This is a genomic window from Martinezella sp. CNPSo 3957 (assembly GCF_057784395.1).
The window spans coordinates 686,759-698,401 of record NZ_JBXSOU010000001.1 but is presented as its reverse complement, the minus strand read 5'-3'; the positions used below and the strand labels follow the sequence as shown (position 1 = coordinate 698,401).

The window sequence follows — 11,643 nt, the reverse complement described above, 5'->3', positions numbered from 1 at the left end:
TAAACCAAGATGTGATCTTTCCGCTGAAATTGCGTAGAAACAAAGAGATAGAGCGCTTCCGTGATGTGAGCTGGAAGGACGCGCCCTAGATCCTGGTCATCGCTACTTGATCGTCACCTTGCTCAGACCGAACAGCGAGCCGGTCGGCGTCGGTACGAAGCCCTCCACGTTCTTTTGCTCGGCCGTGTAGCCATAAGCCGTATAGAGCCAGATCCAGGGCGACACTTCGGCAAGATGCTTTTCGAACTCGGCGAAGATCTCCTTGCGCTTGGCAGGATCGGTTTCGGCGCGGCCCTTCTGCATCAGGCTGTCGAGCGTGTCGTCGATATAGTTGGCGACCTTCTGCAGGTTGCCCGTCTTGGTCCAATAACGGTTGTACATGGAATAGGGATCGGCACTGCCGCCGTTCAGCGCAACGGCCATGTCGAAATTACCCTTCAGCCAGGTGTCGACATAGACGTTGAGTTCCATCACCTTGATATCGAGCTTGATGCCGATTTCGGCAAGCTGCGACTGGATGACCTGCGCCTCGGCCGTGGCGGTCGGCGGCTCACCGGTTGCGGCAATCACCGTCGCCGAGAAGCCGTTGGCAAAGCCGGCATCGGCCATCAGCTTCTTCGCCTTGGCAACATCGCGCGTGTAACAGAAGAGCTTGCTGGGATCGGTCGCATAGAGCGGCATCGTCAGCGGCCCGGTCACCTTGCCTTCGCCGAGGGCTGCCGTATCCATCACGTCCTTGCGGTCGATGGCGCAAGAGATTGCCTGGCGCACGGCCAGCTGATCCATCGGCTTGCGAGAGGGATTGAGCTGCAGGACGTTGTAGGAGAGGACTGGCGTGCGGGTGAGCTGCAGTTTCGGCTCCTTCGGCACCAGCGTTGCGACAAGCGGATCGTTGAGCAGCGCGAAATCGATCTGACCGGTGCGGAGCGACGCAAGGATCGCGGTTTCATCCGGCAGCACGCTGATATTGATGCCCTCGACGCCGGTGGCGCCGCCTGCCCAATCCTTATTCGCGCTCAAGACTTCCTTGGAATTCGGAACCCAGCTGTCGAGCTTGAAGGGGCCGGAACCGATCGCTTTGGTGCCGATGGTGCCGGCGGTGATTTCGCTGGCCGACACGACGGCAGCATTGAGGCTGGTCATCGCCGTCAAAAGGGGAACGTCGGGCTGCGACAGATTGAAGACAACGGTATTGGCATCGGGCGTGTCGATGCTTGCGATCGACAGGAAGTTGGCGCGGGCAACCGCGCCGGTCGCCTGGTCGAGAATACGCTGGAAGGAGGCCTTGACGTCAGCCGAAGTCACCGGCGCGCCGTTCTGGAATTTGGCCTTGGCATTGAGCTTAAAGGTCAGCTGCTTGCCGTCGGCGGAGAATTGCCAGCTCTCGGCCACACCGGGCGCGATCTGCAGATTGCTGTCGAGGCGAACGAGCGGCTCATAGATCAGTTCCAGCAGGCGAATGGACGAGAAGGCCGTCTGCTTATGCGGATCAAGCCCGGTCGCGTCCTGCGACCATGCCATACGCAGCGTCGCTGCCTGCGCCGGAATCGCGACGGTCGCCAAACCAACCCCAACGGCCAGCGCTATTCCCGAAATCAGCGTCTTTGCAAAATTCCCTTTCACTTTCAGTCCTCCAAATTTTTTTAAATGTCCCCGGCCGATTTTAGCCTATTGATTGTCTCAAGCAGTCCTGGCGTTGATGGCCTTACGCAGGAATCCATCAGCGTTTTGCAATGCCGTGCGGGCTTCTTCAATGCCCATCCCGGTAATTTCGATCAGAATGGCAAGCTTGACGTCATTGCCGGTCAGATCAAGCACGCGGCGCGCTTCCTGCTGGGTACAGCCGGTCGCCTGCATGACGATGCGCGAGGCGCGCGCCACGAGCTTCTTGTTGCTGGCACTGACATCGACCATCAGGTTCTGATAGCTCTTGCCGATGCGGATCATGCTTGCCGTCGTCAGCATGTTGAGAATGAGTTTCTGCGCGGTGCCCGACTTTAGCCTAGTCGAACCGGTCAGGATTTCCGGACCAACGACCGGCGAGATCGCCAGATCCGCAATACCGGCGATGATGGAGTTCGGGTTACAGGAGAGCGCAACCGTAAAGGCACCGATGCTCTTGGCGTAATTCAGGCCACCGATCACATAGGGCGTGCGGCCGCTGACGGCGATGCCGACGACCACGTCATCCTTGCTCAGCTTGATCCCCTCCAGCGCCTGGCGCCCCTGCGCCGGATCGTCCTCCGCCCCCTCGATCGAGCGCCGTAGCGCATCCGGACCACCGGCAATAAGGCCGACGACCATGTCCGGCGGCACGCTGAAAGTCGGTGGGCATTCGGAAGCGTCGAGAACGCCGAGACGACCGCTCGTGCCGGCACCCATATAGATCAGCCGTCCGCCCTTCTGGAAGGCGGCGACGATCTGATTGACGGCGGCGGCGATCGCCGGAATGACCTTCTCGACGGCGAGCGGCACCGTCTGATCCTCATAGTTCATTTCACGCAGGATATCGAAGGTCGGCAGCAGATCGATATGCATCGTATTCGGATTGCGCCCTTCGGAAACCAACTGCTCCAGTTCGGATATCAACGTCTGCTCTGTCATGGGCCTGCTCGCGAAATAACGCTTCGATATCAATAGGTCACAGTGGCAAGCTCGATCACTTCAAGATCGAGTTCACGGCCGCAAAATCGGTTTCAGTCAGCGGGACGCAGGATGGCCTTTTCGGCTTCGTTCCCCGTCCATTCCCTGTTTACCTTGGTTAACACTATGTCTGTTTATTCCTTTCGTCAATCTAAAAAGGAATAAAATATTCCATTTCGATCGTGCGAAATTCAGCCTCCACAGATCCCTCTTCAGCTTTTGCGAATGGCTCTCTTGGCCAGAATGATCGCACCTGACACCGCATCGCCGTCGATCGGCTTCAGGCGCCGCCGCACATCGGGCGAGAGCCAAGGCTCGAGCGGACTTGCGAGACCGCCAAGCAGGCAGACGCGCGGCGCACCTTTTTCGAACAGGGTACGAACCAGCGTATCGATATGGGCGGCTGCACTTTGCACAATCCGCCGCGCGGCGGCATCGCCCTGATCGGCATGGCGGAGGACCATCGGTGCAAGGGCCGCATAATCCGTGGCCGAAGCCCGGTCCATCCAGGCGACCGCCTCCATCGGATCATTCTGGAAGCGCTGTATGATTTCAGCCAGCAGCGCCGTCTTCTGTTCGCGGCCATCATGGGCGCGTAGCGCAAGCTGGACTGCCTTCAGCCCGAGATAGGCACCGCTGCCCTCATCCGAAATCGGAAAACCATAGCCGCCGACCCGCAACTGCCGTCCTTCGACGAGGCCGAGACCGATCGAGCCCGTCCCGGCAATGACGATGGCACCATCGCGACCGGAATGCGCGCCGAGGCAGGCGCCCTCCCCGTCGCTAATGAACTCGATGCTGGCAAATGGATGCTCTATCGCCTTCAACGCATCGAGCGCGCCCTTGCGGCCGATGCCTGCCAGCCCGACGCCGACGTGGATGCGCCCGATATCGTCGGCACTCAACCCGGCTTCTTCTATTGCTGCGTCAAAGGCACGCGAAATCGACGCCCATGCTTCGGCGATCCCGAGCCTGGTCGTTGCCGGGCCGGACAATCCCTGCCCTAAAATCGTGCCTTCAGCATCCTCAATGCGGGCCCGGCAGCCAGTACCGCCGCCATCGATGCCGAGGAAATAAGGAGCGTTTTCCGATACGGCGGTCATGACGTCAGCCGTTCAATATCGGCGCCGCAGAGACGCAATTTGCGATCGAGCTGCTCGTAGCCGCGGTCGAGATGATAGACGCGGTTGACGATGGTTTCGCCCTTGGACACGAGGGCGGCGAGAACTAGCGACACCGAGGCGCGCAGATCCGTCGCCATCACCTGCGCGCCCTTGAGCGGCGCTCCGCCGCGCACCAGTGCCGTCGTACCCTGCAGGGTGATATTGGCGCCGAGGCGCGTCAGCTCCGGCACATGCATGAAGCGATTTTCGAATACCGTCTCACGGATCAGCGACGCGCCTTCCGCACAGCAGGCCAGAGCCATGAACTGTGCCTGCAGATCCGTCGGGAAGCCGGGATAGGGTTCGGTGGTGATATCGGCTCCCCTAAGCGGACCGTCCCTGGAGACGACCAGTCCGCGATCGCTCGGCCAGACGCTGACGCCCATGGCCTCGAGCGCCTGGACGACGGAAGCGAGATTTTCCAGCCTAGCATGAATAAGCTCGAGCTGACCGCCGGTGATCGCCGCCGCCACGGCATAGGTGCCGGCTTCTATGCGGTCAGGGATGCCGTGATGCTTGGCCGGACGCCAGTCGGTGTCACCATCGATGAGGATGCGATGGGTTCCGGCCCCTTCGATCCGAGCACCCATAGCGCTAAGGCAGGCCGCGAGATCCGCCACCTCCGGCTCGCGGGCGGCATTCAAGATCTCGGTTTCTCCCTTGGCGGCGCAGGCGGCCATCACGGCCGTTTCCGTCGCACCTACGGATGGCGAACTCAGCACGATCCGCGCGCCCTTCAGCCCATTTGACGCCGATGCGACGATCAGGCCGCTTTCGATCGCAATATCGGCGCCCAGCGTCGCAAGGGCCTTGATGTGCATATCGACGGGCCGCGCCCCGATGGCGCAGCCGCCGGGAAGGGAAACACGTGCGTGACCGAAGCGGGCGAGCAGCGGCGCAAGCACCAGCACGGTCGCCCGCATGCGGCGGACCGTATCGTAAGACGTCTCCTTCGAGACGATGTTATTCGCATCGATCGTGGTGCCATGCGGCCTGCGCTCAACTCTGGCACCGTGAAGGACAATGACATCGAGCATGTTCTCGACATCGCTGACTGCGGGCAGGTTCGTCAGTTCCAGCGGATGCGGGCTCAAGAGCGCCGCTGCGATTTGCGGCAAGGCGGCATTCTTGGCGCCGGCGATGGTCACCGCGCCCTGCAACCGTCTGCCGCCGGAGATGCGAAGTCTGTCCATGATGAGTATCCGTCGAGGAAAGGTGAGGACACCGCGAGTCCTTCACGCATTTCTTCCAAAGACTAATCGGCCATTCCAGAGTGTCAACCAGATTTGGAATTTTTTATTCCAATTTGCTGTGATAATGTCCGATCGCACGAAGCGAGATTGCCGAGCTTGAATCGAATGCTATTTTCGGTGCGCTCGTGTCGGCGGGAGAAGCGGCCTCGATGGCTCGAAGGGACAAATGTCGATCTTAAAGAAAATCAGCGCGCAGCTCGAAACCATGGCGCCCGCCGATCGCCAGATCGGACAGTTCATCATCGACAATCCCGACCAGATGCTGCGCCTGTCTTCAGCTGCGCTCGCGGTCGAAACGGGCCGCAGCCAGTCGAGCGTCGTCAAGTTCAGCCAGAAGCTCGGCTATGCCGGCTATCAGGAACTGAAACTTGCCGTCAGCGAGGCGAAAGCGCAGGAATGGCAGGCGCCGGCCGGTATGATCCACGGCACGATCGAGGTAGGCGACAGCTATCTCACGATCCTGCAGAAGCTGCTCGGCAGCAAGATGCAGGCGATGCAGCAAACGATCTCGGTCAACAACGAAGCGGATATCGAAAAGGCTCTCGAGGCGCTTCATGACGCGCGGCGCATCCATCTGGCAGGTGTCGGCGCCTCGTCGCTGGTCGCACGCGACTTTTCCTACAAGCTGATGAAGCTCGGCCGCAATGTGCTGCATGACAGCGACAGCCATGTGCAGATGGCCAATGCATCGACGCTTGGGCCGGACGACCTGCTCTTTGCGCTTTCCTATTCCGGCGCCAGTATTGAAACCCTCAGGATCGCTGAACTGGCTAGCCAGCGCCAGGCGACGGTCATTGCCGTCACCGGGCTGCAGGACAATCCGCTCGCCCGCGTCGCCGATATCTGCCTTCATACCGTCGGCGATGAGGATCGCGTCCGCTCCTCGGCAATCACCGCCCGCGATGCGCAGCTGATGCTGACCGATCTGCTGTTCATTCTGCTGGTGCAACGTCAGCCTGACGCCAATGACTATGTCCACAATAGCGAGACGGCCGTTTCCGTGCTGAAGGCAAAGCGTCTCTCATAAGATCGCGCTCCAGTAACCAAGCTGTGACGACCGCGACCCTGTACGGTGATGATTTCGGGACGTAGCTTGGCGATCCAAGCAAATCATACCGGAGATATTCCATGGACCTTGGCCTCAAGGATAAAGTCGTTCTGATCACCGGCGGCTCGAAGGGCATCGGCTATGCCTGTGCCGAACTCTTCCTGCAGGAAGGCGCACGGGTCGCGATCTGCTCGCGCTCACAGTCCAATATCGATGCCGCCCTCTCCAGGCTTCCCGGCACACGCGGCTACGCCGCCGACCTGATTTCCGACGAGCAGGCACTTGCCGTGGTGAACAAGGTCGAGTCCGACGTCGGCCCGATCGATATCCTCGTCAACAGCGCCGGTGCAGCGGCCCGCACGCCGGCGGATGAGTTGACCCCTGCCATCTGGCGGGCTGCAATGGACGCGAAATACTTTTCCTACATCAACGTGATCGATCCCGTCATCAAGCGCATGGGCACACGCGGCTCAGGTGTCGTCATCAATATCATCGGCAACGGCGGCAAGGTCGCCTCCCCCGTCCATTTGGCGGGCGGATCGGCCAATGCCGCCCTGATGCTCGCAAGTGTTGGGCTCGCCAATGCCTATGCCGGCAAGGGCGTGCGTGTCGTCGGCCTCAATCCCGGCCTCACCGAGACGGATCGCGTTGCTGAAGGCCTGAAGGCGGCGGCGAAGATCTCAGGCTCGACCGAAGAGGAAGCGCTCGCCGACGCCGTGAAGCGCATCCCGATCGGCCGCATGGCCGATCCAGCCGACATCGCCAATGTCGTCGCTTTCCTGAGTTCGGCCAAAGCAAGCTATGTCACCGGCGTCGTGATCAGCATGGATGGCGCGCAGGTGCCGGTGGTCGTTTGACCCGGGATCGGCGGCTCTAAGCCGCCGCCTTCCAGTCCAACCCGATATCGAGCGTCGGCGCGCTATGCGTCAGCCAGCCGACGGAGATGAGATCGACGCCGGAGGCGGCGATTGCGACAGCCGTTGCCGGCGTGATGCGGCCCGACGCCTCGGTGATGGCTCGGCCGCCGACGATATCGACCGCCTCGCTCAGCTGATCCGGCGTCATGTTGTCGAGCAGCACGGCGTCGACGCCTTCCTGCATCGCTTCGCGAAGCTGCGCCAGCGTATCCACCTCGACTTCGATCTTGACCATATGACCCACACCCGCCTTGGCTCGGCGGATGGCTTCGGCGATGCCCCCGGCAATTGCGACATGATTGTCCTTGATCAACACCGCATCATAAAGCGCGAAGCGATGGTTCATACCGCCGCCGGCGCGCACCGCATATTTTTCCAGAGCCCTGAGACCCGGCGTCGTCTTGCGCGTGCAGACGATCGAAGCCTTCGTGCCGGCGATCGCCTCGACGATGCCGGCGGTCACGGAGGCAATACCGGAGAGATGGCCGAGGAAATTGAGCGCGGTGCGCTCTGCTGTCAGCAGGCCGCGAGACGGTCCTTCGATTGTCGCGATGACATCGCCTGCTTCTACCTTCGTGCCGTCGGGCACGTGACGGGTTATGGCGATGGCAGAATCCACGAGCTGGAAAGCCAGCTTGGAGGCATCGAGGCCCGCGACCACGCCCGGCTGGCGGGTGACCATAGCAACGCGGGACCGATGATCCGCCGGGATGACGGCCGTGGATGTGACATCGCCGGCAAGGCCGAGATCTTCGACCAGCGCATTGCGCACCAGCGGCTCGACGATCAGGCGCGGGAGGGGAGCAAGTGTCATATCAGGCACTCCTTGCCATGGAATAGGGGACGACGGACCGGGCGATATCCAGCGCATCGGAGAGATGCATCATGCGGCGTTGCTCATGTTGCAGTTTCAGCGGAAAATCCGTGCGGGCATGGGCGCCGCGCGATTCCATCCGGAGACTTGCGAAGACGGCGATCAGCAAGGCCACCAGCGCAGGGTCGGTTGCCGTGCTTTCGTTCTCGCAAAGCGGCAGGAGGGCGGCAATGGCGCCATGGATAGCGCCGGCATTGCGCAGCACGCCGAGATGCCGCGAGACGATCGGCCGAACGAGCGTCAGGTCTGGCACGAATGTCTCGGGGAAATGTTTCGGCAAGCTTGCAGGGCTCGCACCGCTACTTGCAATATCGTGCGCCGCCCGCATGCCCATGACAGCCGCCTCCAGCAACGAATTGCTGGCAAGACGGTTGGCGCCGTGCAGGCCGGTGGAAGCCGCCTCGCCCACGACCCAAAGGCCAGGAACGGAACTGCGGCCGTTCTCGTCGGTGGCAACGCCGCCCATGTGATAGTGAACGGCAGGACGTACTGGAATGAGGTCGCTCGCCGGATCGACGCCTGCCTCGTTGCAAAGCGCTTCGATCACCGGAAAGCGGCTGGCGAAACGGTTGCCGAGCGCAGCTCGCGCATCGAGAAAAACCCGTCCGCCGCGGGCAATTTGCGCGCTAATGGCGCGCGCGACGACATCGCGCGGCGCAAGCTCGGCACCTTCGACGTCAGCCATGAAGCGCTCACCGCTTTCATTGATGAGAAGCGCGCCTTCCCCACGGACGGCTTCGCTGACAAGCGCCAGCGGGCGCCTGCGGCTGTCGAGCGCCGTCGGATGAAATTGCACGAACTCCATATCGGCAAGCCGCGCGCCGGCCCGTGCCGCAAGCGCAATCCCCTGCCCGAAATTGCCGACCGGATTGGTCGTGGCATCGAACAGGCCGCCGATACCGCCCGTAGCGATAACGACGCGCGACGACTGTAGAACGACACTGCCCTTGCCGGTGAGACACAGAAGGCCGGCGACACGATCGCCGTCCAGCAACAGGCGTTGCGCCTGACTGCCCTCAAGCACCGTGATCGACGGCGTACGGGCAACCGCCTCGGCAAGCGCGCGTACGATGGCGGCCCCCGAACCATCACCCTTGGAATGCACGATGCGCCGAAACGAATGTGCAGCTTCGAGGCCGAGGGACAATTCGCCGGCATCGTTGCGGTCGAACTCAACACCGAAGCACTCCAGTGCCGCGATGGCGGCAGGTGCTTCGGCGACGATCCTTGCCGCCACCTTCGCGTCGCAGAGCCCGTCACCGGCGGCAAGCGTATCCGCGAGATGCAGGGCGGCACTATCGCCCTTGCCGATGCTGGCGGCGATACCGCCCTGAGCCCAGGCGCTCGACGTTTCCGCGCCGATCAGAGCACGGGTGACGATCACGGTCGGCTCAGGCGCCAGCGTCAGCGCCGTTATTAATCCGGCAAGGCCGCTGCCAACGATGACGATGCGGCCGCTTAGCTCTTCGAGGGTCTCGCTCATATCGCCAGCATCCTTTCAACCGCCCGACGGGCATCGGCCGCAATCGCCGGGTCGACTGTCACCTCATGCCGTCCCTCTTCCAAAGCCTTGCGGATATTGCCGAGGGTAATGCGTTTCATATGCGGGCAAAGATTGCAGGGCCGGATGAACTCGACGTCCGGAAGATGCACGGCGACATTGTCGCTCATCGAACATTCGGTCAGGAGAACGACGCGCGACGGGCGCTTCTTGCCGACATAATCGGACATCACGGCGGTCGAGCCGGCGAAGTCTGCTGCGGCAACGACGTCGGGCGGGCATTCCGGATGCGCAAGCACGGTTACGCCAGGATAATTCTCGCGAAGCTGTCGTATATCGTCTGCCGTGAAGAGTTCATGAACCTCGCAATGCCCATGCCAGGCAATGAGCTCGACATTGGTTTCGCGCGCGACATTGCGCGCCAGATATTCGTCCGGCAGCATCAGCACCTTCGGCACGCCGAGCGACTCCACCACCTGCCGCGCATTGCCCGAAGTGCAGCAGATATCGGAAGCCGCCTTCACGGCCGCCGACGTATTGACGTAGGTGACGACGGGAACGCCGGGATGAGCCTGACGTAGCAAGGCGATATCCTCCGGCGTAATGGATTCCGCGAGGGAGCATCCAGCTTCCATGTCGGGGATCAGAACCGTCTTTTCCGGGTTCAGCAATTTGGCGGTCTCCGCCATGAAATGCACGCCGGCAAGGACGATGATGTCCGCATCCACTTCCACGGCCTTGCGGGCGAGCGCGAGACTGTCGCCGACGATATCGGCAACGCCATGGAATATCTCCGGCGTCTGATAGTTGTGGGCCAGAATAACGGCGTTGCGGCGTCGCTTCAATTCGAGGATCGCCTCGACGTCATCCTGGAACGACAGCCATTCGGCTTTGGGGATAACGCGGCTGACACGATCGTAGAGGGAGGATGCGGATATGGGAAGATTCATGGCCGGCTCCTTATTATACTCATCTTGAGTATATTGTGAGCAAATAGATATTCTCAATATGAGTATATGTCAATTGCGGGAGAGCGGTAATTTCGTTCCGGCGAATTCGCGTTCTTCGAGGACTGCGCGGCGGAAGCGGAAGAGCTTGGCTGGACGGCCGCCGGTCTCGCTTTCGGTGCCGCCGGTTTCCTCCACCAGCTCCTGCTGCTCGATCAGCCGGCGAAAATTCTGCTTATGTAGCGTCAGGCCGGCCAGCGCCTCGACGGTTTTCTGCAATTGCAGCAGCGTGAAATTTTCCGGCATGAGTTCGAAGACGACGGGCCGATATTTGATCTTGGCCCTAAGCCGCGCCATGCCGGTCGCAAGGATGCGGCGATGATCGGCAAACATCGATCGGCCAAAATTGTGCTTGAGATCGCAGCCTGCCTCGGCGACGAGACGCGCCTCATAGAGCAATTCATAACGCTGCAGGACGAGATCCTCGTTCCAGGCCGCACCATTCAGCCCGAAGTCGAAATCGGCACGCCGCCGGCGCTGATCGCGGCGCATCGCATCCTCCTCGATCCATGGCGCAAGCCGGGCGGCGATATCGTCGAGAATAGCTGGAGGACCGTTTCGGTGATCCTCCCAAGGGAGATATTCGTACCAACCATGCCAGCCCGGCATGCCGCCGCCGGGTGCAGCCTGCTCGCGCACGAGCCCGAGATAGCTGATCGAAATCGTGCGACCGCCGAGAATGTCATTGTTTCGATCGCGATCGGCAAACGTATAAAGCTGCTCCAGATAGCCGACGGGATGGGCAGTCTGATCCTGAACCCATTCGCGCAATCCGCTCTGCAAGGTGCGATGTCCGAGCTCAAACGGACCGGACGGCAAGGCATCGCCCGACCGCACCGTCATTACTCTCGGATCACTACCCGTAACGGCCGTCAGAACCGCGATCAGCTCCGCATGCGCAAGCCCGATGGTCAAGCGAACTCCATGATTTGTTTCCCTATAACTTTGTCGCATGAAGCGAGGCGCAAGCCAATGCGGGTGCTGGCACGCTCCACATCTACTGGCAAAATGAAGCGTATCGAATCAATCGTGGAAACAGCGATCTTTACTGACGAGATTCCAACAGGTTTCTCCCCGCATCGGTCAGCACGATAAAACCTTGGCCCCGCTCAACGAGACCAAGATCCATTGCATCCTCCCAGATGGGCAATCGGGGACAACTCGTCCGCCACGCATCCATGACCTCGCGATAAGGTCGCGGACCAGCTTTCAAAAAAACCAGGAGATCAATGACAAG

The 11,643-nt window shown here is 61.1% G+C and carries 10 protein-coding genes; 2 read left to right on the top strand and 8 right to left on the bottom strand.

The features are described from left to right. Positions 1-102: 102 nt before the first annotated feature. The 4 genes from AC13QE_RS03255 to murA all read right to left on the bottom strand — a co-directional run bounded on the left by AC13QE_RS03255 (position 103) and on the right by murA (position 4,999). On the bottom strand, positions 103-1,623 hold the full coding sequence (locus AC13QE_RS03255) for an ABC transporter substrate-binding protein (protein WP_488482555.1): 1,521 nt from the start codon (positions 1,621-1,623) through the stop codon (positions 103-105). A gap of 57 nt (positions 1,624-1,680) precedes the next feature. After that, complete coding sequence (gene murQ, locus AC13QE_RS03250; protein WP_132717936.1) at positions 1,681-2,604, bottom strand: N-acetylmuramic acid 6-phosphate etherase; 924 nt, start codon at positions 2,602-2,604, stop codon at positions 1,681-1,683. A gap of 251 nt (positions 2,605-2,855) precedes the next feature. After that, positions 2,856-3,746 carry a glucosamine kinase nucleotide-binding domain-containing protein gene (locus tag AC13QE_RS03245; RefSeq protein ID WP_488482554.1) on the bottom strand — a complete coding sequence of 297 codons (891 nt, stop codon included), beginning with the start codon at positions 3,744-3,746 and terminating at the stop codon, positions 2,856-2,858. Beyond that, a complete protein-coding gene (murA, locus tag AC13QE_RS03240; protein ID WP_488482553.1) occupies positions 3,743-4,999 on the bottom strand; it encodes a UDP-N-acetylglucosamine 1-carboxyvinyltransferase in 1,257 nt (418 codons plus the stop codon). Before murA ends, AC13QE_RS03245 begins: the two co-directional genes overlap by 4 nt. 226 nt (positions 5,000-5,225) lie before the next feature. Between murA and AC13QE_RS03235 the strand changes: the two genes are divergently transcribed. Next, positions 5,226-6,086, top strand: a complete 861-nt coding sequence (locus AC13QE_RS03235) for a MurR/RpiR family transcriptional regulator (RefSeq protein WP_488482552.1) — start codon at positions 5,226-5,228, stop codon at positions 6,084-6,086. Between the two features lie 101 nt (positions 6,087-6,187). Beyond that, positions 6,188-6,964 (top strand): SDR family oxidoreductase, encoded by a 777-nt coding sequence (locus AC13QE_RS03230; RefSeq protein WP_488482551.1) that lies wholly within the window; start codon positions 6,188-6,190, stop codon positions 6,962-6,964. A gap of 16 nt (positions 6,965-6,980) precedes the next feature. On the opposite strand, the gene nadC is transcribed toward AC13QE_RS03230, so the two are convergent. From nadC to AC13QE_RS03210, 4 genes are all read right to left on the bottom strand, one after another. Beyond that, positions 6,981-7,838, bottom strand: coding sequence for a carboxylating nicotinate-nucleotide diphosphorylase (gene nadC, locus AC13QE_RS03225; RefSeq protein ID WP_488482550.1), 858 nt, complete (start codon positions 7,836-7,838; stop codon positions 6,981-6,983). A 1-nt stretch (position 7,839) separates the two neighbouring features. Continuing rightward, on the bottom strand, positions 7,840-9,381 hold the full coding sequence (locus tag AC13QE_RS03220) for an L-aspartate oxidase (protein ID WP_488482549.1): 1,542 nt from the start codon (positions 9,379-9,381) through the stop codon (positions 7,840-7,842). Then, entirely contained in the window at positions 9,378-10,349 is a 972-nt protein-coding gene (nadA, locus tag AC13QE_RS03215; protein WP_488482548.1) for a quinolinate synthase NadA, read from the bottom strand. Before nadA ends, AC13QE_RS03220 begins: the two co-directional genes overlap by 4 nt. 69 nt (positions 10,350-10,418) lie before the next feature. Further along, positions 10,419-11,321 (bottom strand): NrtR DNA-binding winged helix domain-containing protein, encoded by a 903-nt coding sequence (locus AC13QE_RS03210; protein WP_132717930.1) that lies wholly within the window; start codon positions 11,319-11,321, stop codon positions 10,419-10,421. Between the last annotated feature and the right edge of the window lie 322 nt (positions 11,322-11,643).

What these genes read in the sequence shown, in the direction of transcription:
- murQ (WP_132717936.1), bottom strand. Translation starts at nt 2,604, where the DNA reads ATGACAGAGCAGACGTTGATATCCGAACTGGAGCAGTTGGTTTCCGAA.
- AC13QE_RS03245 (WP_488482554.1), bottom strand. Translation starts at nt 3,746, where the DNA reads ATGACCGCCGTATCGGAAAACGCTCCTTATTTCCTCGGCATCGATGGC.
- murA (WP_488482553.1), bottom strand. Translation starts at nt 4,999, where the DNA reads ATGGACAGACTTCGCATCTCCGGCGGCAGACGGTTGCAGGGCGCGGTG.
- AC13QE_RS03235 (WP_488482552.1), top strand. Translation starts at nt 5,226, where the DNA reads ATGTCGATCTTAAAGAAAATCAGCGCGCAGCTCGAAACCATGGCGCCC.
- AC13QE_RS03230 (WP_488482551.1), top strand. Translation starts at nt 6,188, where the DNA reads ATGGACCTTGGCCTCAAGGATAAAGTCGTTCTGATCACCGGCGGCTCG.
- nadC (WP_488482550.1), bottom strand. Translation starts at nt 7,838, where the DNA reads ATGACACTTGCTCCCCTCCCGCGCCTGATCGTCGAGCCGCTGGTGCGC.
- AC13QE_RS03220 (WP_488482549.1), bottom strand. Translation starts at nt 9,381, where the DNA reads ATGAGCGAGACCCTCGAAGAGCTAAGCGGCCGCATCGTCATCGTTGGC.
- nadA (WP_488482548.1), bottom strand. Translation starts at nt 10,349, where the DNA reads ATGAATCTTCCCATATCCGCATCCTCCCTCTACGATCGTGTCAGCCGC.